Source organism: Candidatus Thiodiazotropha sp. LNASS1 (assembly GCF_964212655.1).
GTDB lineage: Bacteria > Pseudomonadota > Gammaproteobacteria > Chromatiales > Chromatiaceae > Thiodiazotropha.
This window is the reverse complement of sequence record NZ_OZ156465.1, coordinates 1298041-1319850: the sequence shown is the minus strand read 5'-3', so window position 1 is coordinate 1319850 and position 21810 is coordinate 1298041. Positions and strand designations below refer to the sequence as shown.

Here is a 21810-nt window from a genome sequence, read left to right as displayed (position 1 = left end):
AGGGATATTCGGTGTAATATGAGTCGGTTTATTGTAAAGGAAAGTAAAATCTCTAATCCCCGATCGACCGGGTTGGATCTTTCAGAGGCCTGAGCTGGCTTGCACCGGTTACTAAGCAGTATGGTTTACGGAATGCACGCCATGCGGCTAACACAGATGATCTGTACCCGTGCAATACGGTGTTGCTTAGTCGAGTCCGCTTAAGGGAGGCGTCTCACGCAGGCTCCGTTGGCATAACGATGGGCGTTCATTAGCGGCTTGTACTTTACCTTGATCAGCGACTGTGGCTGAGTATGCGCGGCCAACGTTCATAGGCGGCGTCTTCCATCTCCGGGGTGATGGTGACCACATAGACACGCCTTTCGTGTTCCCAGTGGGCCACCAGTCCCTGGATCCATTTGCCCGGGGTGACGTCGAACCAGTGGCTGGAGCCCTCCATGTCCACCTCCATGAACTGGCTGACGAGCAGTTTTACCGGAATCGGCCGCCAGCGGTCCCAATGCCCGCTATAGATGGCATCGAGCCTGGCCCAGCCCCCCAATGGCAGTTTGCCGAGCTGGTGGGTGCGCCGTCCCCAGGGTAGCAGGTCGGCACCGCCGTGCCTGTTCTTCACCGGCAGGCAGGCCCTGGCATTGGGGAACTTGGTGCGTACCTCCTGGCCGTTGAGGGTGTAGTAGACGGCGGTGCACATAAATCAGGCCGCGATACATATTGGGAGGGGTTGAGTTTTTAGTTTTGAGTTTTGGTGTTCGCTACGCTCACGGTTTTTCTTTCCTTCCCCCAAACCCTTTCCTTGTGGGAAACGTCATGCTTTACGCAATCGCAGAACGGTGCTTTCCCTCCCCTCCAGGGAGATGGGGTCAAAAAGTTGTGAGTGTAGCGAACACCGAAACTAAAAACTAAAAACTCATAACTCATAACTATCAACCATCGTTTTGCCAGGGTGCTGCAGAATTGTTTCCCTGTGCCCAAACGGCTTCCAGGCCGGGGCGATGACATTGGGCATTTTCGATCGGCTGAGCAGGCGAACGGGGGCCAGGGTGAATTCACCGTAGCGCTGGTTGATATGGTCCATGGCCTGGTTGAGACGATCCTGACGTTGGTGGTCCGGCTGCAGAAAGTCGAGCTGGTAGTCGGCGTACTTGGGATCGAGGGCGGTGATCTGTACCTGGTGGCAGCCCTGGCCGGCCCAGTGGTTATCGAGGAAGTCCTGGCACATGGCAACGATCTCCGGGCTGTGGTCGGTGGGTGGATCACAGCGGTATTTGCGGCTGAGATAGCCCTCGTCGATACGCACCCCGATGTAAAACAGGCTGGCGCGGAAGTGGTGCAGGCGCAGTCGGGTGGCCACCTTCTCCGCCATATGCAACAGGAAAGTTTCGACCACCTCGCGCCGACGGGTGTTGGGGGGCATGACCTTGCCATGGCCGATCGACTTCGGCGCATCGACATCGGTATGCACCGGCTCGGGATCGAGTCCCTGGGTCATCAGCCAGATACGCCGTCCCGGGTTGCCGAAGCGGCGCCCGATCTCGCCGATAGGCAGGCGGCGCATGTCGCCACAGGTATAGACACCCCGTTCCGCCAGGTAGCGGCCGATGCCCTTGGCAATACCGCACAATTCAGTGACCGGCACCCTGGTCAGGGTCTGCTGCGCCACACCAGGAGGGATAAGGGTCATGCCGTTGGGTTTGTCGAGTTTGGCGGCATACTTGGCGGTGGTCTTGTCGCCACTGACGCCCACCGAGCAGAGCACCCCCCCGGAGGCCTCCAGCACTGTCTGTTTGGCCCGCTTTGCGATCTGGTGCGGGGTACCGAGAAGGCGTTGGCAATGGGTGATGTCGAGGAAGGCTTCATCGACGGAGAAGATCTCCATGTCCGGGGTGATACCTGAGAGCGCCTCCATGATACGGGAGGAGACCTGGGCGTAGCGCTCCGGGCGGGCCGGTACTTGTAGAAAACCGGGGCAGATCCGTTGGGCTTCTTTCAGCCGCATGCCGGTATGCACGCCATAGGCGCGTGCCTCATAGGAGCTGGTAATGATGCAGGTCCCCTGGGAGCCGTTGGTAATACCGATAGGACGTCCCTGTAGCTCCGGGTGGTCGACCTGTTCCACGCTGCAGAAAAAGGCGTTCATATCCACCAGGATCATGGCACGGGACCAGTAGGCGTGGGGCTGGGTGTTGTCGTAAAACATGACTGCTCAAGAGTTTTAAGTTGTGAGTTTTGAGTTTTTAGTTTCGGTGTTCGCTTCGCTCACACCAGATAAAAAACGTGTGCGTAGCACACTCATCAACTCAAAACTCATAACTAAAAATTCAAAACTTTCCATTCATTGGTATCGCCTTAGCTGACACACCAATACCCCCTGAATGCGTACCCGCTTTGCCGCATAGATCATGGGGGGTATATCGGGGTTTTCGGCAATCAGTTTGATGCGGCCGCTCTTGAGACGCCTGAGGCGTTTGAGGGTGGCCTCCTGGTCATCGATCAATGCCACCACGATGGTGTTATCCTCGGCGGTATCACAGCGCTCGATGATCACCAGGTCTCCATCGAGAATGCCGATACCGATCATGGAGTCTCCTTTGACCTGCAGGGCATAGCGGTTGTCGCCGAGCAGGTAGTCGGCCAGATCGAGGCGGTCCTGGCCAGGGATAGCCTCAATGGGCTGACCTGCGGCAATGGCGCCCAACAGGGGCAGGCTCAGTTTTGACGCCTGTGCCGTTTCCACCAGTTCGATGCCACGCTTACGTCCGGCTATCAGGCGTATAGCGCCCGCCTCGGCCAGGGCCTGCACATGGCGATGGGCAGTGCCTTTGGAACTGATGCCGATGCCTTCGGCAATCTCAATCAGCGAAGGGGCGTATCCCCGTCTTTTCAGGTAGCGGCGGATAAAGGTCAGGGCCCGGTCCTGGGTAGGGGTCAGCATGTTCGTTCTCCAAATGTTCCATTCGATGCTTTGGAGTATAGAACATTAGGAGAACTCTAGATAGGGGGGTTAATTTTGAATTGTGAATTGTGGTGTTCGCTACCCGCACACCCCCTTTATAAATCAGTTGTGAGCGGAGCGAACACCACAATTCAAAATTAAACGAAGTTCTTTGTAATTGATGGAGAAATTCTCTATATTCTCATGATAAATAAAAGATATTTGGGGATAATCATGCCTAACCGGACCCTGCAGCGTCTTGCGCTGATTCTCGCTATCGTGATGTTGAGTGTGTGGGGAACGATCCTGATTGTCGATCCTCATCTGATCGCCGGCTATTTCAGTGTTGAGCCGGTCAATCATGCGTTTGCCGGTATGATGGGAGGGGCCCTGCTGGGATTGGCCATTATCTCATTGGCCGGTGTTACCCGATGGATGCAAACACCACGGGCATTGGGCGTAGCCATGGCCATTCTGGTGGTGGAAACCGCCTATCTGATGCTGGGCTCCGGCGACATGCTGGTGACCCTTCCCACCACCATCAGTCTGGTGACCGCCGCCGCTGTAGCCTTCTTTCTTCTCGTCTGAATGCCTGTGTCTGCCAACTATTGGCGGCTCAGGTATAGATACGGATTCGAAATGTTACAGAGCAGAATCGTGTTCATGCGAGGAGGCCTGATGCGGACTGAGTCAGTGACCGGGCTCGTAATAAAAAAGTGCTTTCAAATCAATAACAAACATTATACGGCATGCTGGGAGCCATGGCTTTGAGCGAAGCGTAGGGAATAGAATTCGCGAAATCCGTCATAAATCGCAAATATTAGCTTCTGATATTGTGCGAAATTGGTATATAATTCCCAATTAAGGAACCTGCTGGACTGATAAATTAGAAATTAATACTAATCTTTACGGTATGCGGGCTTAAGTCAGTAAGGAAGGGAGCAGCACGAACAGGAGAATAACCTGCTGTGGCAGGGCGGGATTGTCCCGCATCCACCTGATTGGCCAGAGTAAAAAATTGTTGCGTGGGGGATTTATGTCAAGTGCGATAAATCTGCTGCTTGTCGAAGACGATGAAATGTTGGGCGATGGCATCCAGACCGTGTTGACGCGGCGTGGATTGTCGATCGACTGGGTACGCGATGGTCTCTCAGCCATGCAGTCTTTGAAGACTACCCGGTATGATGTGTTGTTGCTCGATTTAAACATACCCTGGCTCTCCGGATTGGAGGTCTTGGCCCGTCTTCGCTCGGATGGAAATCAGATACCCGTTCTTGTATTGACGGCACGCTCCGAGGTTGTCGATCGCGTACAGGCGCTGGATGGCGGTGCGGATGACTATGTGGTCAAGCCATTCGATATCGAAGAGCTATGTGCGCGTATTCGCGCGCTCCACCGTCGCCACAGTGGTCAGGAAGAAGAGATTTTGCGACATGGTGATCTTATTCTGGATCCATCTGCCCATACGGTAACCATACAGAACAGCGAAGTGTCACTGTCGGTAAAGGAGTTTGATATTCTCCAGAGCCTGATGGAGAACATGGGCCGCGTTATGTCACGCAGAAAACTCAGTGAGAAAATATACTGCCTGGATGACGATGTTGAGAGTAACGCCATCGAAGTCCATATCCATCATCTGCGTAAGAAGTTGGGAGAGCATCCGATACGCACTGTCAGGGGAGTGGGCTACGTGATAGAGAAGCCCGCAGGTGGAGTGGCAAGACGTTAGGGCCTGTTACCGGACCTGGACTCATGGCAGCTTCATGAACCGTTTTATGTCTGTACATATATCCCGCGTAACGGTAGGTCTCTGACGGCCATTCCCGGTATTTCCATGACACGTCGTACCGGGCATGCCTGCAAGGACCGGCATCATATCGAATTTTCATTCTTCGAGCTTGACCTCTGCTACATGGTATGTGGCGGATAATCTGGAGTTATAGATGGTTGTGCGATCCATAAGCCTGCGCCTGTTACTGATGCTATTGGTATCGACGTTTCTGTTATGGGGCACGATACTCTATTTCACCTGGTGGAAGGCCGGTAGTGAGATCAATCGGGTCTACAATGCCGAGTTGGCCTTGGTTGCTCAACTCCTTGCGGTTGCAACGGAGCACGAATCGGAAGAGTTTGATCTGGATGAGTATCAGACCGATTTAAGTGAGTCGGGGTATCGGTTTCCGTTGCTGTTTCAGGTCTGGTCCCATGAAAACAGGTTGATGATAAGGGGTCCGGAAGCACCCGCTTTCCCGCTTTCCGGCTCCACTGTCGATGGTTATACAGACAGCGAAATTGATGGTAAGGGATGGCGTGTCTATACCATGAATCTGAAGAATCACGACTTCCGTGTGCAGGTTGCGCGCAGTCATATGACAAGTCAGACGTTGGTTCGTGATTTTGTCGTAGATGTCATAAAACCCTTGTTGATTGCCCTGCCGCTGTCGGGAATCCTCTGGTTGATTGTGCATCAGGGCCTGCGACCGCTGAGAGAGGTAACGCACCTGATCAAAGAACGTGACTACGATCATCTCAGTCCCGTTCATCCGACACATGTACCCAAGGAAATAGCTGGAATGGTGGATGCGTTGAATGGACTGTTGGTGAGATTGAAGCTGGCCATCGACCGAAACAGCCGGTTTACCGCTGATGTGGCGCATGAGTTACGGACACCGATAGCCGGTATGCTCGTCCAACTTCAGTCAAGCAAAGACGGTGATAAGGAAGCACATGGAAAAAGTGGGTTTGAGCAGATTAAAAAAGGCCTGAGTCGTCTCAATCATGTGATTAATCAATTGCTGGTGCTGTCTTCTATTGAACCGGGAAAGATCCGTCGTAACTTTACTGAACTGGATCTCGATTTGCTGGCGCAGGAGGTATTGGCGGACATCTCACCACAGGCCTTGAGTAAAGAGATCGATATGGCGCTGGAGTGTGATGAACCCGTCACCATGGTGGGTAACCGGGAATTGATCGGACTGTTACTCGGCAACCTGGTCAACAACGCCATAAAATTTACCCCCAACAAGCGTCATGTCACGATCACAATCACCCATGCCGATGGTGGTGTGGAACTCACCGTTGAGGATGAGGGACCGGGTATACCGGATGACAAGAAAAAATGGGTTTTTGAACGACTCAATCGCCTGCCTGGAGGGACAGATACAGGTGCTGGATTGGGCCTCTCCATAGTGAAGGAAATCTGTGAACTCCATCAAGGAAAAATCATTTTGAGCGATCCTGTTCAGGGGGAAGGGCTTATTGTGAAACTGTTCTTCCCAGGCTTAAGAAAACCTTAATGATCCCCTGCTAGGTTAGCTGATAGCTATAGGACTGCCTAACGAAACGACCTTAAAACAATTTTCGCAGTCCGGTTATCCAGCCTTAAATATATGCCTGGGGAGAATGTATACAATGCCAGCCACAAGTATATTGCGATCCGGTATCAGTTTATTGATGCTGTTGTATGTTGCGATGAGTGTCGTTTATTCCGGCAATCTTTTAGCGGGTGAAAAATCATCCGGTTTTGATATTGAAAAGGCGAAATGGGAGGCGGAAAAAGACCGCTTGCTGGTAAAAGGCAACGGCGGTAAGAAGCGGGAAGTCACGCTGACGAATAGCGCAACCGGGGAGGTTCTGGGCTCGGTTGTTTCCAAAGATGATGACTGGGTGCTCAAGATAACCATTTCTGACAGTGCAGACGTCCCCTGTAAGGTGACTGCCATGCGCATGGCAGATGGAAAGACGGATGAAAAAAGAGTGCGCAAGGCACCTGACAACTGTGATGACGGTACAGGCGGAGGCACGGACAACAAAGCACCGACAGCGAATGCCAATGGCCCCTACACAGGCAACACCAATGTGGAGATCGCATTCTCCAGCACCGGATCGAGCGATCCGGAAAACGATACACTCTCATATCTATGGGATTTTGGTGACGGAAACAGCAGTACCGAAGCTGATCCTGTACACGCATACGGCAACGCCGGTAATTATAATGTCAGTCTGACCGTAACCGATGCGGATGGCGCAACCGGCAGTGACGGGACGACAGCGACCGTTAGCGATGAAGGCGAGCCACCGGTGGTATCGGATGTCTCCATCAACTCCACCAGTCAGAACGGTACGCCCTCTGAACCGGTGCCCGAGCGGCCCATCATCAACAGTAACGGCTACAAGGTCTTTGCTGTGAATGACCTGGGTATGCACTGCGGAGATTTCGATACCCGCGTTTCAAGTATCCTGCCGCCCTTCAATGTGCTGCATGCAACGGTCATCGAGCGCGGTCCGGAACCGAATATCCTGGGCCGGGATGACGGTGTCGAGGTCTACTATTCTGCCGCCTCCAATCCAGCTGATCCGATCCTCACCGGCGTCAATTCCGCCGGGTCAGGTCCGGTATACTCCAGCATGGTCAATGGCGTGGTCTTCAAGACCAACTTCTGGGATGTGGCACGCACGGCCTATGATCCCTTCTATCCGCCGGGCATCCTACCGGCGTTTTATCCTGCCAGCCCGGTGGACGGTATTCTCGATCTGGGTCTGCCGATGCCGAATGTGGAGCAACTCTACCTGGGTGACCATGCGCTGACCGCTGATCAGCAGTCGATGCCTGGCCGTCACGGGCCGTACACCGAGAATGCCGAGGAGCGCTTCGAAGCCTACGTCGTCGATCAACCTTTCTTCATCGATATCCTGACCACCACCGGTGGCGCAGAGGTCAATCGCAACTTCCAGTTCGGCTATGTGGTGGAAGGTGTCAACTGGTTCGAGGCGCCGGGCATACCGGTCACGGCATTCGACGATTACGGGCGTGAGAATCCCTGGCCGCTCTATCGGGTACAGGCAAAGATCGGGGGTAGCACTGTTGCTACGGTAGACGCGGTAGTGCCGATATCCGGAGAGGCCAACTGCGGCGCCTGTCATGGCCATCCTGATGATGGCGGAAATGGTGCGGCTACCGGTCAGCTCGACACGGTCGCATCCGCCTTCAATGACGATCCTCTCTATGGTGAGGTGCCTATAGAGGTGAGCAAGGAGTATGCGGCGGATATCAACCTGGTACGCCTGCATGATATGAAACACCAGGACATGTATCCGGAAGGATACGGCACCCTAGAAGAGAACGCGCCTGTCGTCTGCCAGCAGTGTCACTATACGCCGGCGCTGGATCTGGCACAGCTGGGGCCGTTGGGGCCGGAGTTCGATCCCTATGGCGGTTTTGCCAATGGTCGCAATCAGATCAATGTGAAGAGTATGTCGAATGTCATGCACAGCCACCATGGCAGCCTGCGGGATAACAGCGGAGAGCTGCTCTTCCCGACCATGCCGGCGGCTGACAAGGACGAGTTCGGTATCGTCAGCAATAATGACGAGCGCAGGCAGGTGCTTGAAGAGACCTGTTATCAGTGTCATCCGGGCCGCCGTACCGACTGTTTGCGGGGTGCCATGGCCAATGGCGGAATGCTGTGTCAGGATTGTCACGGCGACATGATGCAGGTGGGCAGTGACTTCACCGATGATGTGTCACCGTCAAATCCTGGGGCATTCGTTTTGGGTGGTGATTACTATACCAATCCGGAAACGCCTCGCGTACCCTGGGCCAACGAGCCGGGCTGCGGTTCATGCCACACCGGTGATGCGATGAATAACCTGGCGGGGACGGAGGGAACCGTGGTTAATCCGGCGGATACCGATGGTAATCCTGACCATATCCGCCTGTTCCAGGCATACCGCACCGGGGACGTCAAGGCGACACCTATTGTGCCGGCCAACAAGCGCTTTGCGGAGAATGTCATTGAGGCCGACAATCCGGCGGTCAGCGGTTCGGATGATCCACGTATCGGCAACCCCATGCTTTATCGTGTGAGCGTTGGGCATGAGGGGGTTTTCTGCGAGGCCTGCCATGGTTCGACCCACGGTATCTGGCCGAACAAGAATGAGCTGGCAAATGATAATGTTGCCGCCAACCAGTTACAGGGCCACAAGGGTACTATCGTCGAGTGCAGCACCTGTCACGAGGGTGATCTGGGGAACACTCTGGGAGGTCCTCATGGTATGCATCCGGTGGGTGCTACAAGATTCGCCGATGGTGGTCATGCCAGCCTGGTGGAACGTCAATCAGATCAGTGCAAGGCATGCCACGGTACCGACGGATTGGGCACCGTGCTCTCCCGTATGGCCACAGACCGCATCCTGGAGTGTGATGATCGCACCAGCTTCTGCCCGGATGGCGATAATGCTGAATTTCCCAAGGGCTATATGGTCGGTTGTGTCGAGTGTCACGAGAATGAAATAAACCACGATTGAAAAGTTGGTTTACCCTTACCCGCGTGTCCTCCCCACACGCGGGTTTTTTTTGCCCTCAATCACTCAACTCGATCGGAGTTTATCAGTTTCTCATACTCCTTTTTGAGCACGCGGGCCGAGAGTAAATCCTGATTGGATATCTTGACGATACCTTTCCCTTTGAACAGGGATAGCAGATGGAGAGTTTTAGGTAGCTCGTGTAACCGGGCGGCCATCTCATCGACTTTTTCGGTAAATTCCGAGGGAACGAATTTATTGATGCCGATGACCATTGGCACGATAGGTTCCGAGGCGACCAGGACCTCCAGATGATTGGCAATCTGCGTATTTAATTCACTCGCAGTATCAAAGGAAAAATCAGTGACCAGGGCAGCATCGGCTTTGTTGAAAAACAGGTCAATGATTGCAGTGTTGACATCGCCGACCGGTGTGGATGTCGAGAAAAACCGCTTGGCGATGGGAAGCCTTTCTTTCATCAGTGCCACATCGAGAAACAGTAGTCCGAGGTTAATGCCGGAAGGGTGGGTCAAGCGCTTTTGTCTCAGTTGCTCCAGGCTGTTGATCTTGTCTGATCGCCGGGTCAGAAGAATTATTTTCTGCAATTTACTTGGGCCAAAAACTACTGAGTAGCGGTGGTTTTGGTTGACCATGTGGTCGATTTTCAGGTAGTCCAGAGTGTCGGTCAGGACTGCGTCGAGTCTATGCTGTTGCATCGCTTTAATCACATCATTAGGTGAATCGAAGTCGAAAAACTCGCCCTTTTTACCTATGTTTTTCATGAACTCGGTGAAAACCAACTCGGTTGCAATTCGGGTATCGTTAAGGTCGGTCGAAAACATCAAGCGGGACATGATGCCGATATAGGCGGTATCCCGATTGTATGGATCGGCGAGACAGCTCTCATGACCGAAGAGCAGTGCCAGGTTTAAACCAATTACGAAACCTTGTTGTAATATCTTGATGATCGGAGGATGCACTGACGATGTGATCACTATTTAATGGACCCAGCTTGCTTCAAAAGCGCCTCATGTTCATCCAATAAACTACGGCTTTCGATTAACTGGTTCTGTTCAAGTTTGACGAATTTCTTGGCGCGAAACAGGGAGAGTAGATGCTTGATGCGCGGATTTTCATGAGCCTTGACGAGAAATTCGTCAACTTTTTTGAATATGGAATGAGGGACATTTTTATTAATGGCAATAATCTGTGGAATCATGTAGTCAGACGCGATGAGTACTTCCAGATCCTGAGGTATCTGTTTGTTCAGTTCAGCTGCCAGTTCAAAGGCGACGTCCGAGACCAGTGCACAGTCGGATTTCCCAAAAAAGAGATCGACCACTGCTGTATTGGTATCTATAGTCTGTTTGATGCTGGAAAAATAATTGTCAAGACCTGGGAGTCCCTGTTTCCTCAACTCGACATCCAGAAAAAGCCTGCCGAGATCATGGCCATTCGGTATGGAAATTTTCTTTCTGCGCAGATCCTCGAGATTATTGATACGGTCGTTTTTACGGGTCAGCAGATATGCTTTTTGATGGGCGCTCGATCCATAGATGAGTGTATAAATATAGTCTGAGTTGATCAGATGATCCAATGCAAAGTGGTCGATAGTGTTGGTGAAGACGGCGTCAACACGGTTTTCCGACAAATCATGAATCAGTGCATTTCTATCCTCGTAAATCTTGATCGCGGATTTCATATCCATCATACCGAAGACCTTTCTGATGATCATATCAGTGGCAATCGTAGTGTCCGTTACGTTGGCGTCAAACAGGATTTTAGACATGCGGCCGAAATAGCCGATACTGGGATTGTCGGTATAGCGATCGGGGAGAGGGGCAGAATGAGTCAGTATCGTTGTCAATAGTAAACAACAACTCAGTAGGTAGGAATAGGCTACTCGGTATTTCATGGTCAGCTGAAATGCAGTTTATTAATTTTCAGTTGATTGTTTATGTTGGCTTGGAACTGAATTAGTTGATCATGTGGTCTTCCGTTTTTTTCGTTGAGGATCGAACAATGTGACATTGGTTTTACAGATCAGTGCCTCAAGTTCACTGGCGCTCATCGGTTTGTAGAAATAGTAACCCTGAATCAACTTGCAATCATGAGCTCTCAGCCATTCCACCTGGGCCTGGTTTTCAACACCTTCACCTATGGTCAGAATCTCCAGATTGTGCGCCAGAGAGATGATGGATTTCGATACCGCGACAGTTTTGCGATCGTGGGGTATTCTGCTGATAAATGATTTGTCGATTTTTATGACATCGATGGGCAGTTCGGTAAGATAACTGAGTGATGAGAATCCGGTACCGAAATCGTCAACCGCCAGATTGAAACCCATTCTTTTCAATTGATTCAGTACAGGAAGATTCTTGCCCTCCTTACTGACCAGGACATGTTCCGTGAACTCAAGCTGAATATGGTGAGGAGAGATGTCATACTCGATGAGCGTGTTATGCAAACGCTCCGCAAAGTGATTGTCCAGCAACTCACTGCCAGATACATTGACAGAAACATTTATGTCAAAATCCCATGCCTTGATTTGTTGGCAGACTTTAGCGAAAACCCATTGGCCGATTTCGCCGATCAAGCCCGACTGTTCGGCAATCGGGATGAATTTTCCCGGTGGTATCAAACCGCGTTCAGGTTGTTTCCAGCGTAGCAGAGCTTCGCAGTGATGGATCTCACCGTCATCGGAATTGATGAAAGGTTGGTAGACCAGATAGAGCCCAGTTGAAGTAATAGCTTGTCTCAGCGCTCCTTCTATGTCGAGAAAGTCACGAATGTCATGATGCATCTCCTCGGAAAAGAACCGGTATGCATTCTTACCGCTTCTTTTAGCCGCATACATGGCTGTGTCGGCATTCTTGATCAACTCTTTTGTGTTGAGCCCGTCATCCGGATAAATCACTACGCCAATACTGGCGCTGACGCGTAATTCACGATCATTGCAATAGAACGGTATTTGAAAGCGCTTCAAGATGGCGGCAGCAACCTGGCTGATGGATTTTCTATTATTCACACCCTTTATAATGGCGGTGAATTCGTCACCGCCCAGGCGGCATACGATATCATCACTGCGAAGAGCCTCCTGGATGCGCCAACCGGCGTCGCTCAATACAACGTCGCCAACCTCATGGCCGAGAGAATCGTTGATGATCTTGAAGTTGTCCAGGTCGAGAAAAAAGACGGCCAGGCCGCTATCGAAGGCTTCGGATTCTTCAACTGCCTCGGTGAGACGATCCATGAAGTAGCGGCGGTTGGGCAGTTTAGTCAATTTGTCGATATAGGCAAGGACTTCCAGTTCGTGTTCAAGTTGTTTACGCCGGGTTATGTCGGAGAGAATGACAAAGTAGCCTCCGCTATCGATTTCATCGATATCAAAGCGCTCGATGCGCATAGTCATGTGGGTCAGATTGTGTTTGAGTGTTCTGATAGTGATATCGGTCGACCAGTCATGTTGGTCTACACTGGAGAATTCATTTGCGATTTCAAGTTGCTTGTTTCGGCCTACTTTCAAATGATTGAGGAAAGTGAAGAGTGACATGCCATTGAAGTAGTCATCATTCTGGTTGATGATATTTTTCAATGCGGCATTGACGAAGATTATCTTGTCTTCATTATCGAATATGGCAATGGCATCATTGGTGTCTTCAACAAGGCGTGCGAGGCGGCGTAAATCCCTGGTATTACGGTCCAGACTTTGCGCCATGCCGTTAAGCGTATTGGCAAGTACGCTGACTTCACCGATCGCATTGGTGGGCGCGCGAGCAGTGAGTTCCCCATGTGCCAGTCTGTTGGCGGTATGACGCAGATTGGCCAGTTGTTGCCCTAGCTTCAGAGAGCTGCCATGCAACAGTAAAAGGGATATGAAGACAAGCAAAAAACTGAATATCAGGACATTCCGGAAATAGCTGAATAACAAGGCCTCGTATTCCGTATCAGCCAAACCAAGTGAGAAGATTCCCCATTCGAGGCCGCTGATATTGATCGGTTTGGTAAAGACAAAAGCATTATTACCACTCTTCACATGTTCTATCTTATAGGGCGATGAATTCTTGAATTGTGAAAAATCCAGGCTCTTTTCCAGGCTTTCAACATTCCAGCCGTCATTTGTGAGTTTGATCATCCGACCTTTGACCGAGGTGAATGTCACAAAAGATATTTCCGGTGTTTGTTGCAGTACCTTGTTGACATAAGAGATGATAAAGCTGAAGTCTTCCGTATATAGCGCTTCACTGCATGCGGCTATCGTCGAGTTGGCGAATGTGTCTCCCTGGATGGCGATCATCCGCACCAGCTTGTCTTTGTATATTGGCAATAGAAGGATGGAGAAAAGCAAATTGACACTCAACAAAATCAACGCAACTCTCTTGAAGAGGTGTTTGAATATTGTGGTTTGCTTCATGGGAGTTCTCTCTCGCTTCTCAGGCGGACATACTTTTCACTTAACTGGCGCACATCGTATACCTCGTCCGTACTGATCCTGTGCAGTCCCTGAAACCGGAAACTCTTTCTCAAATGTTGCAGGCGGGGTATCTCTTCGAGATTTTCAAGATAGGGGAATATTTTGTCGACACGATGCCTGGGGAAATCCTTTCGTACAGAAATAACCATGTGAATCATTGGCGGTGATGTTTCGATTATTTCCAAACTTTGGGGAATTTGTAGATTCAGCTCACTGGCGACTTCGTAGGAAAAGTCGGTGACCAGAGCCGCATCTACCTGGTTGAAAAAGAGTTTGATGATAGCTGTATTCGACTCCTTGGTCTGCCGTATTTCGGAAAAATGCTCATTCGAAACAGGTAGTCCCGCGTGCATCAGCTCGACGTCCAGAAAGCGCTTGCCCACAGCATGTCCCGAGGGAATGATGATTTTTTTATTTTGCAACTCATGCAATGAGTCAATTTTGCTGTCACGCCTTACAAGCAGAATATATTTCGGTTTAATGGATTGACCGTGCTGAACGGCAAATGCGATCTCAGGATGAAGGTATTCAAAATTGTCGAGATAGAGCACAGTATCCATGAATACTGCATCGAGATTGCCGGCGGCAAGTTCCCTGGTTAGTGCCTGATCGGTGTCGTAGATCTTGATCTTGAACATTTCATTCTGATCCTTGAACATCTCATTGAAGAGTACGGTGAAGAGGATCTCCACGTCTGTGATCCGGGAATCATAGATCGACTCGGCGCTACCGCCGACACGCATGATATTATGATTGTCGGCAACGGCAGAGAGCGATGCCAATAAAATCAGTCCAATGATCCAGTTCAATCCATGGTGATTGATGGGATGTATGTTCACGATACAGAGGCTATTGATTTACTCGATAACCTCGCTCCCCAAGAGGTAGGCAATTTCAGCCAGATGGAGCGCCTGATCATGAGAGGCGCGGGCAAGGTTGGCGCGTACCATGGCATCCAGCAGATTTGCCTCGATTATCTTTTCGGTTTTTACCGCACCGGTCTGGTAGGCGCGATTGCTCAGGTCAAGGTTTTGTTGCGAGGTCTCGACTGCCTGTTGGGTGATGTCGACCTGCTTGCGGGCAGCTCCGGTCTTGATGAAAAGGTGCTTGATCTGTGTCGCGGTGCTTTCACTGAGCAGTAGCCTCTGCTGCTCTTTTTGCGCCTTTTCCGCTTTGGCTGCCGCAACACGATGTTTGATCAGGCCGCCGTCAAACAGCTTCAGCTCCATACCGATGGCCAACTGCCAGGAGTGTTCGTTTTCTTCAACACTTAGGCCACCATCCAGATCATTATTGAACTCATCCACGGAGGCCATCAGGCCGATGGTAGGGTAGTGGTCACTCCTGGCTTCGTCCACTTTGGCCTCATAGGCCTCCACGGCCAGCGCCAGCTGTTCAATCTGGGGATTGAATTTCTCTGCCTGACCGATCAGCCGGTCAAGCTCAAGACTGTTCGCAGCGTCCGGATACTCCTGTGTGCCGAGCTGAATCTGTTCCTGCCATTCGAGCCCCATGGTAAAGGACAGTGCGGCCAGAGCAGCCTGGTGTTTTGCTGCGAGTTCTTCATAGGTCGCCTCAGCCAGGGTATGCGCAAGCTTGCTTTGCAGCAGGTCGAGTTTGTTGACCGATTCTGAACCGCCGTCGTAGAAGGCCTGGGTGATATCTCTCAACACCTCGAAGGAGATGGTGATATCTTCGGCCAGGGCTGCAAGCTGCCGGGTATAGAGTGCGGCATAGTAATAGCGCTTCACATCCTGCACGATCTGCAGGTTGGTTCGATGGACCTCCTTGGTGGCAATATCGACACCGAGTCGCGCCTGTTCGATCAGACTGGAACGCTTACCCCCGGTATACAGCGGGTAAGTCATTTCGAGTGAGTAGTGGGAGGTGTCCCTGCCCAACAGATCCACATCCAGCGCAGGTACTTCCACCGGTGGCAGCATGCCAGGGGCCACATCGAATCGCTGGGCCGGGAACTCGAATATAGCGGTCTCATCCCGGCGAATGAAATTGGCGTTCAGGCTGAGTGTCGGCCAATAGGTGGAGCGGGCCTGTTTGTACTGGGCTTCCGCAATCGCCACCGATTTTTGTGAAATGACCTTCAGTCGATTCTTTTCCAACGCCGTGGCAACCGCCTCATCAAGTGTGTATGACTTGACGTCGTTAGCCAAAACCGGGTTGAGTGACGCATATAAAAGGAATAAAAGTAGTAAACCTGAAAGTGTTGTTAAAAGCTCAAGGAGAGTCGAGACAGGCTGAACAGCCTGCCTTATGAGTCGTTTTTTCACGTTGTCCTCTGCACTAAAGCATAGGCTTCTGCCATGAACGCACTATGCAAACTGTCAACAGAGTCCTTCTTAGCTTGCCAACCAAGAGGTGTAGTGTTCCATTTACTACAATAATATTAGACTAAATCCAATATGGGTTTGTAGCAAATAAGCTAATTCTCATATTCTTTCTGGGCTATTAAACCCCACCACTGTGGATCGTCTCGTAATAGAGTTTTTCCAACTGGTTCTTATGCAGGGTCTCCTCGTTGGCGAGGAACATAAACAGATCCTTGACCGGTCCAGCTTCTGTGCTTTCTGCCAGTGCATGGTACTGCTCCATGGCCGCGTGCTCGCGGCCCAGGGCATATTGCAGCACGGTCTGGTCGTCAGGCTTATCCCCCAGCTCCGGGAGGTGGATACAATCCGAAAAGCGTTTGTCACTGGCCGGTGCCTCTACCATCATCTGAATATGATGCTCGATATCGGGCCGTGACCTGAGCTCGTTGAAGAGATCGAAATGGCGCTGTTCCTCGTCGGCGAGTTCCTCCACCAGGTAGCGGATCTGCTTGCTGACCTTGGGGATCAAGGCTGTATAGAAGTCCCTTGCCGTCCGTTCGAACTCGATCGCAACCTCGAGAATTTCTCCCAGGCTTTTTTTCGACTTAAGCTTTTGGTAACCGCTACTCTGTCCTTCTTTCATAACCAACCCCGGTGTATGAGTTTTGAGTTTTAAGATTTAAGTTTTGAGTTGGATGAGTTCGCTTCGCTCACGATTTCTTCTTGTTAGAACAAACGCGTGTACTAAGCGCATGTGTTAACTAAAAACTCGCAACTCAAAACTATTTATTATCAAGCCATGCTTCGATACTCGCCGCCACCCGGTGGCCGTCGGCAACCGCATGCACCACGTCCGGCCCATTGACGCAGTCGCCGGCGGCCCAGAGCCAATCGACCGATGTGCGGCCGTTTTCATCCACTTTGAGACGTCCCCGGTGCCACTCCAGTTCTTCACTGAGGGCTTCTCCGAGCAAGGAGACATCCGACATCTGGCCAATGGCCTCGATCACCATGTCGCCTTCGTGGATCTGCTCGTCAGATTCGTCATAGGCGGGTGAAAAGCGACCCTGGTCATCGAAAATCGAGCGAACCTTCCAGGTCTTCAGACCCTTCAGACGGCCCCTTTCGACAATGCAGGCCTGCGGGCCCCGCGCATCGAAAATTTCGATCCCCTCCTCGAGACACTCTTTAACCTCCACAGGGTCGGCCAGGAAGTGCGCCTTGTCTTCCAGGGCGGTTACCGTCACTGTCACCTGCCCATGTGCACGCCGCTGCATGCGGGCGATGCTGCGGGCAATGTCCATGGCCACATTACCGCCACCGATCACCACGGCCTTTTTCGGCAGTTTGAATTTTTCATCGTTGGTAATCATGCGCAACAGATCCACTGCCTTTGCGACCTGTTTATGATCCGCTCCAGGTATCCGGGTTGAGCGCCCCAGGTGCAGGCCGATCGCCAGGACGACCGCATCGTAATCGGCTTGCAGCTGCTGCATGCTGATATCCACGCCAATCCTGGTGTTGGTCTTGATTTTTACACCCATCGATGTGATGACATCGATGTCCCGGTCGAGCATATCGTAGGGCAGACGATAGGAAGGAATGCCGTATCTGGGCATGCCACCCGCTGCATCCCTGGCCTCGAATACGGTTACCTGATGGCCCTTTCGCACCAGATCGAATGCGGCTGTGAGACCGGCAGGCCCGGCACCGATAATTGCAATCTGTTTGCCACTCAGGTAGTCGGCCTTCTGCTCCGCGACGATCTGTTTGACTCGTTCGTGATCAACCGCATCCATGGCGTATCGCTTCAGCCATCGAATGGCGACCGGTTCACCCCGTCGGCCGATGGAACAGGCCTCTTCGCATCGGTGGGTACAGACGCGGCCGCAGACATGGGAAAAGGGATTGGAATTGTAGATCCAGCGTACCGCCTCTTCAGGTTTCCCCTGCCAGATAGCGCGGATGTATTCCGGCGCATCCATATGAGTCGGGCAGGCGTCGTGGCACATACCGCACTGGACGCAGCGCGAGGCCTCGATCACGGCCTGTTGTTCGCTGTATCCATGGACGATCTCATCGAAATTGTCGATCCTGGTCTCAGGACTCAGCTCTTCCATCGCTTGCCTTTCCAGGTCAAGCAGATCGGAGTCGACACTCTTCTGCCAGCCCAGGCCGTAGTGTTTGCCGTGAATACCGGTTTCGTCGGGCAGAATAAAATAGCTGTCGATCTCTGCCTGGGTACAGGTGTGGACATACTCCCTGGAGAGAGAGATGGCCCCGGTGGGGCAGATATCGACGCACAGGGCGCACCAGCAACAACGTCCGTAGTCGATGGCGGGGCGGAGGTTGCGAATCCCGTTGACCGGATCTTCCGGCAGGTGAGGGACCTTCACCATGGTGATCGCGGCATTGTCGCAGACCTTTTGGCAGGAACTGCAGCCAATGCACTTCTCGTGATCATTCAAGTGAAAACCGCGATAGTTTGCTGCCGCCGGTCTGGGTTCCAGCGGCACGGTTACGGGTTTGCGTGCAAAAAACTGGAGCGCCTTAAGCGGGGAGAGGATGGAGCCGTGGTCCTCGTGTGCGATTGCTATCGAGTTTTGAATTTTGAGTTTTGAGTTTTGAGTTGTGCCGCTCATATCAGGGCTCTCTGCGCCGTTTGTGCTTTGGTGCATTTTGAATGGGTTTTGAAGAAGTGGATGTTCATGTATTGCTTGCCATTGCTGTAGTTTTGACGATGGATGTCAAGAGAGAAACCAGTTCTTCACAATCTCGAATTAATGAATCAGCCATGCGTTGTTCAAGATAATCTGTCTGTTTCAATAATTTGAGCCAATACAAAGTCTCACGCGCCTCTTTTGATGCGACGGACATTTTTGATTTGAAATCCTTTCTCGATTCCCCGGCCCTCGCCTCTTCAATATTTGCACCAATGCTGGTACCTGAACGCAGCACTTGCTTCGAAAGCACAAACTCCTTCTTCTCACGTTGCAGGTACCTTGCCAAATGCACCACTCTTATTGCAAATTCGAAACTCTTCTCCTTCGAAATATGCCTGTTCTCATTCATTCAGCCACCTCCCTGTGACTCTTCATTAACTAAGCACTAAAAACTCACAACTCAAAACTCGTCGAGCTATCTGTCAACTTCCGGCGGACATGCATCAAGCGAGAACATAGTCTGCGCAATATCCTCGATACGCGAGCCTACCGATAGTTTTTCCAGGACCTGTACCGCATGCATCGACGAGGGTCCCCGTACGTGTACACGGTAGGGTTTGGGGCCGCCGTCCGATACCACGTAGTAGCAGAGCTCGCCCTTGGATGATTCGACCCGGGTATAGGTCTCGCCAGCCGGTACATTCCAGGCCAGCGGGTTGGGTATGGGTGCGCGAATCGGGCCATGGATATCCGGGAGTGTTTCGACTACCTGACGAACGATGCGGATGCTCTCCATCAGTTCGTGCCGTCTCACCAGGGTACGGGCCCAGGCGTCGCCGCTCTCTTCGGTTGGAATCTCAAAATCGAGTTGATCATAGACCAGATAGGGATCGTCTCTGCGTACATCGAACGCGAGACCGGTGGCGCGCAGGTTCGGTCCCGTGACGCCCCAGGCGAGGGCCTGTTCCTGACTCAAAACACCGACACCCTTGGCACGTTTTACGAAAACCTGGTTTTTGAAGAAGAGATCATCATAGTCAGGCAGACGGGATTCGACATAGTCGAGAGTATCACTCACCCGCTGCAGAAACCCGGTTGGCAATTCCCGCCTCACACCACCGGGGATATTGTAGATGCTGTAGACACGGCCCCCGGTGAACTCCTCGAACAGGTCCAGGATCAGATCGCGATCCGCCACCCCCCAATACATGGTACTGTACATGCCGGTGGTCGCGGCATGTCCGCCGAAGGTGAACAGATGGGCGGCGATACGTGACAACTCCAACTGCATGACGCGAATCCAGTTGGCCCTTTGTGGGACATGCAAACCGCAGAGCTGCTCAACGGCCATGGAGTAGCAGAGCTCCATGGGGGATGGGTCGGGTACACAGATACGCGGCACAAGCGCGATATTTTGAATCCATAGCCGCTGTTCCATCAGCTTTTCGAAACCCCGATGGAGGTATCCGCCGTCAGCCCTGGCTTCCAGCACCACATCCCCGTGCAGTTTGACCTTCAAGGCATAGTTGCCTTCGATACCGGGATGGTTGGGGCCGAAATTGAGTTCGAATTCATTGCTCGGCGGCTGGCGTTGGGCTTCGTAGTTTTCGGGTCTCATACTCGCTGCGCTCGTAAGTTTTAAGTTTTGAGTTTTTAGTTATGAGTTGTCGGTGTTCGCTTCGCTCACGCTTGTAAATAAACGTGTGCGGAGCACACTCATCAAACTAAAAACTAAAAACTAAAAACTAAATAAACTATTTTTTCTTCTGACTAAACCGCTGTTCCTCAGGCGGAATAATCACACCACCACCCTCGGCCACGAGTTCCTGCAACCACTCCGGATTGTAGTTCTGCCAGCTCAGGTGTTCGTTGATGTAGGCTTCACTGTCGAACTCTTTGCGCATCGGCGGTGGTCCGTCCCATTCGGTGAGGATAAATTTCTCCATATTCGGACTGCCTTCGAAGTGGATGCCGTACATTTCGTGAATATCCCGTTCGAAAAACGCGGCAGGCTGGTAGAGGTCATAGACCGACAGATAGACCCCCGGCTCCCGGGCGATACGGATGTGTGCGGAGACCAGGGAGTGACTCTCGTAGGACCAGACATGGTAGACCAGCTCGAACTCATCATCATCAATCCAGTCGACACAGCTGATGGCGGAGAGATGAATATACCCGGCACGTCCCTGCAGCAACTCAAGCAAGGCCGGCAGGGCATCGGCCGGCACGTCCACGCGTACCCGGCGGCTGCTCTTGCGTCGCACCACGATGCCCTCGATCTCCTCCAGCAGATCATCCAGCCAGTGGGCGATTTCCTTACTCATTTGCGTGGCTCCTTTAACTCGTGACCCAGGCGCATATCCAATGCCTCCAGAGGTTTCTGGTGTTGCTCCAGCAGGCGGGTATGCTCACCCAGGGTCCCCTCGCTCAGCAGGTCATAGTGATTTGCTTCGCTGATTACATCTGTGGGTGTCTGCCAATCCTCGCCAAACAGCTTTTGTTGATTGCCAAGGTAGTAATCATAATTGCGGTAGTAATCCTCCCAGCTGTTCGCCTGGCCTGAGTGAATCCGGTCCATCAGCTGTTGCAGACCGGTGATGACCGCCTCGGGTCTCGGCATGCAGCCGGCGATGTAGAGGTCCACCGGCATGTATTCGTCGAGTTTTTTTGCGGTGGCGTAGCTTTGCCAATACATACCGCCGTTGACGGTGCAGGAACAGATGCCGATGACATACTTCGGAGATCCCATCTGTTCATAGGTCAGGATCACCCGTTTCAGGGTCTTGATCGAGACATAGCCGGTGATCAACAGGATATCCGCCTGACGAGGCGAGACCATGGGTTGAATGCCCAGACGCTCCATGTCGAAGCGGGAGGTCATCGCCGGCGGCAGTTCGATCGCTCCGCAACCGGTACAGTAGTGCAGGATGAAGAGGGAGCGGGAGCGGCAGAAGCGCACCAAGTCGTCGAACACGCGTGCCAGTGGATTGGTTCGCTTTGTTTCTACCACCGGAATCTGTTTTATTGAGCTCATCATAGCTCCTTTTAATTATGAATTTTGAATTTCGGTGTTCGCTGCACACACATCAATTCATAATTCACAACTCAAAA

The 21810-nt window shown here is 52.0% G+C and carries 18 protein-coding genes; 4 read left to right on the top strand and 14 right to left on the bottom strand.

The annotated features are described in order from the left end of the window. Nucleotides 1-274: 274 nt before the first annotated feature. From AB8516_RS05725 to lexA, 3 genes are all read right to left on the bottom strand, one after another. On the bottom strand, nt 275-691 hold the full coding sequence (locus AB8516_RS05725) for a hypothetical protein (RefSeq protein WP_369158900.1): 417 nt from the start codon (nt 689-691) through the stop codon (nt 275-277). A gap of 216 nt (nt 692-907) precedes the next feature. Further along, nucleotides 908-2197 (bottom strand): DNA polymerase IV, encoded by a 1290-nt coding sequence (locus AB8516_RS05720; protein WP_369158898.1) that lies wholly within the window; start codon nt 2195-2197, stop codon nt 908-910. Nucleotides 2198-2332: 135 nt separating this feature from the next. Then, on the bottom strand, nt 2333-2932 hold the full coding sequence (gene lexA, locus AB8516_RS05715; RefSeq protein WP_369158896.1) for a transcriptional repressor LexA: 600 nt from the start codon (nt 2930-2932) through the stop codon (nt 2333-2335). A 234-nt stretch (nt 2933-3166) separates the two neighbouring features. Between lexA and AB8516_RS05710 the strand changes: the two genes are divergently transcribed. The 4 genes from AB8516_RS05710 to AB8516_RS05695 all read left to right on the top strand — a co-directional run bounded on the left by AB8516_RS05710 (nt 3167) and on the right by AB8516_RS05695 (nt 9238). Continuing rightward, the gene (locus AB8516_RS05710; protein WP_369158894.1) at nt 3167-3520 is read left to right on the top strand and encodes a hypothetical protein; all 354 of its coding nucleotides are present in this window, start codon (nt 3167-3169) and stop codon (nt 3518-3520) included. Nucleotides 3521-3968: 448 nt separating this feature from the next. Beyond that, entirely contained in the window at nt 3969-4661 is a 693-nt protein-coding gene (locus AB8516_RS05705; protein WP_305782117.1) for a response regulator transcription factor, read from the top strand. A 214-nt stretch (nt 4662-4875) separates the two neighbouring features. After that, nucleotides 4876-6228, top strand: a complete 1353-nt coding sequence (locus tag AB8516_RS05700; RefSeq protein ID WP_369158891.1) for an ATP-binding protein — start codon at nt 4876-4878, stop codon at nt 6226-6228. 115 nt (nt 6229-6343) lie between these two features. Next, the gene (locus AB8516_RS05695; RefSeq protein WP_369158889.1) at nt 6344-9238 is read left to right on the top strand and encodes a PKD domain-containing protein; all 2895 of its coding nucleotides are present in this window, start codon (nt 6344-6346) and stop codon (nt 9236-9238) included. Between the two features lie 59 nt (nt 9239-9297). Here the strand turns inward: AB8516_RS05695 and AB8516_RS05690 are convergent, their stop codons facing one another. The 11 genes from AB8516_RS05690 to AB8516_RS05640 form a co-directional block, all read right to left on the bottom strand. Next, nucleotides 9298-10230: a phosphate/phosphite/phosphonate ABC transporter substrate-binding protein gene (locus AB8516_RS05690; protein WP_369158887.1), complete on the bottom strand. Its 933-nt coding sequence runs from the start codon at nt 10228-10230 to the stop codon at nt 9298-9300. Further along, nucleotides 10230-11102, bottom strand: coding sequence for a phosphate/phosphite/phosphonate ABC transporter substrate-binding protein (locus tag AB8516_RS05685; protein WP_369158885.1), 873 nt, complete (start codon nt 11100-11102; stop codon nt 10230-10232). Before AB8516_RS05685 ends, AB8516_RS05690 begins: the two co-directional genes overlap by 1 nt. A 117-nt stretch (nt 11103-11219) precedes the next feature. Then, a complete protein-coding gene (locus AB8516_RS05680; RefSeq protein WP_369158883.1) occupies nt 11220-13649 on the bottom strand; it encodes a putative bifunctional diguanylate cyclase/phosphodiesterase in 2430 nt (809 codons plus the stop codon). Then, nucleotides 13646-14548 carry a phosphate/phosphite/phosphonate ABC transporter substrate-binding protein gene (locus AB8516_RS05675; protein ID WP_369158881.1) on the bottom strand — a complete coding sequence of 301 codons (903 nt, stop codon included), beginning with the start codon at nt 14546-14548 and terminating at the stop codon, nt 13646-13648. Before AB8516_RS05675 ends, AB8516_RS05680 begins: the two co-directional genes overlap by 4 nt. An 18-nt stretch (nt 14549-14566) precedes the next feature. After that, the gene (locus AB8516_RS05670) at nt 14567-15880 is read right to left on the bottom strand and encodes a TolC family protein (RefSeq protein ID WP_369158879.1); all 1314 of its coding nucleotides are present in this window, start codon (nt 15878-15880) and stop codon (nt 14567-14569) included. 295 nt (nt 15881-16175) lie between these two features. Beyond that, nucleotides 16176-16679 carry a ferritin family protein gene (locus AB8516_RS05665; protein WP_108289084.1) on the bottom strand — a complete coding sequence of 168 codons (504 nt, stop codon included), beginning with the start codon at nt 16677-16679 and terminating at the stop codon, nt 16176-16178. 139 nt (nt 16680-16818) lie between these two features. After that, entirely contained in the window at nt 16819-18678 is a 1860-nt protein-coding gene (locus AB8516_RS05660; protein WP_369158877.1) for an FAD-dependent oxidoreductase, read from the bottom strand. A gap of 64 nt (nt 18679-18742) precedes the next feature. Then, the gene (locus tag AB8516_RS05655) at nt 18743-19108 is read right to left on the bottom strand and encodes a four helix bundle protein (RefSeq protein ID WP_369158875.1); all 366 of its coding nucleotides are present in this window, start codon (nt 19106-19108) and stop codon (nt 18743-18745) included. A gap of 66 nt (nt 19109-19174) precedes the next feature. Next, nucleotides 19175-20317 carry an NADH-quinone oxidoreductase subunit D gene (locus AB8516_RS05650; protein ID WP_369158873.1) on the bottom strand — a complete coding sequence of 381 codons (1143 nt, stop codon included), beginning with the start codon at nt 20315-20317 and terminating at the stop codon, nt 19175-19177. A 136-nt stretch (nt 20318-20453) separates the two neighbouring features. Next, nucleotides 20454-21023, bottom strand: coding sequence for an NADH-quinone oxidoreductase subunit C (locus AB8516_RS05645; protein ID WP_069126327.1), 570 nt, complete (start codon nt 21021-21023; stop codon nt 20454-20456). Next, on the bottom strand, nt 21020-21733 hold the full coding sequence (locus tag AB8516_RS05640) for an NADH-quinone oxidoreductase subunit B (RefSeq protein WP_108289099.1): 714 nt from the start codon (nt 21731-21733) through the stop codon (nt 21020-21022). The genes AB8516_RS05645 and AB8516_RS05640 overlap by 4 nt, the downstream gene beginning before the upstream one ends. Between the last annotated feature and the right edge of the window lie 77 nt (nt 21734-21810).

What these genes read in the sequence shown, in the direction of transcription:
- AB8516_RS05720 (WP_369158898.1), bottom strand. Translation starts at nt 2,197, where the DNA reads ATGTTTTACGACAACACCCAGCCCCACGCCTACTGGTCCCGTGCCATG.
- AB8516_RS05725 (WP_369158900.1), bottom strand. Translation starts at nt 691, where the DNA reads ATGTGCACCGCCGTCTACTACACCCTCAACGGCCAGGAGGTACGCACC.
- AB8516_RS05640 (WP_108289099.1), bottom strand. Translation starts at nt 21,733, where the DNA reads ATGAGCTCAATAAAACAGATTCCGGTGGTAGAAACAAAGCGAACCAAT.
- AB8516_RS05705 (WP_305782117.1), top strand. Translation starts at nt 3,969, where the DNA reads ATGTCAAGTGCGATAAATCTGCTGCTTGTCGAAGACGATGAAATGTTG.
- AB8516_RS05650 (WP_369158873.1), bottom strand. Translation starts at nt 20,317, where the DNA reads ATGAGACCCGAAAACTACGAAGCCCAACGCCAGCCGCCGAGCAATGAA.
- AB8516_RS05710 (WP_369158894.1), top strand. Translation starts at nt 3,167, where the DNA reads ATGCCTAACCGGACCCTGCAGCGTCTTGCGCTGATTCTCGCTATCGTG.
- AB8516_RS05660 (WP_369158877.1), bottom strand. Translation starts at nt 18,678, where the DNA reads ATGAGCGGCACAACTCAAAACTCAAAACTCAAAATTCAAAACTCGATA.
- AB8516_RS05680 (WP_369158883.1), bottom strand. Translation starts at nt 13,649, where the DNA reads ATGAAGCAAACCACAATATTCAAACACCTCTTCAAGAGAGTTGCGTTG.
- AB8516_RS05665 (WP_108289084.1), bottom strand. Translation starts at nt 16,679, where the DNA reads ATGAAAGAAGGACAGAGTAGCGGTTACCAAAAGCTTAAGTCGAAAAAA.
- AB8516_RS05700 (WP_369158891.1), top strand. Translation starts at nt 4,876, where the DNA reads ATGGTTGTGCGATCCATAAGCCTGCGCCTGTTACTGATGCTATTGGTA.
- AB8516_RS05655 (WP_369158875.1), bottom strand. Translation starts at nt 19,108, where the DNA reads ATGAATGAGAACAGGCATATTTCGAAGGAGAAGAGTTTCGAATTTGCA.
- AB8516_RS05645 (WP_069126327.1), bottom strand. Translation starts at nt 21,023, where the DNA reads ATGAGTAAGGAAATCGCCCACTGGCTGGATGATCTGCTGGAGGAGATC.
- lexA (WP_369158896.1), bottom strand. Translation starts at nt 2,932, where the DNA reads ATGCTGACCCCTACCCAGGACCGGGCCCTGACCTTTATCCGCCGCTAC.
- AB8516_RS05695 (WP_369158889.1), top strand. Translation starts at nt 6,344, where the DNA reads ATGCCAGCCACAAGTATATTGCGATCCGGTATCAGTTTATTGATGCTG.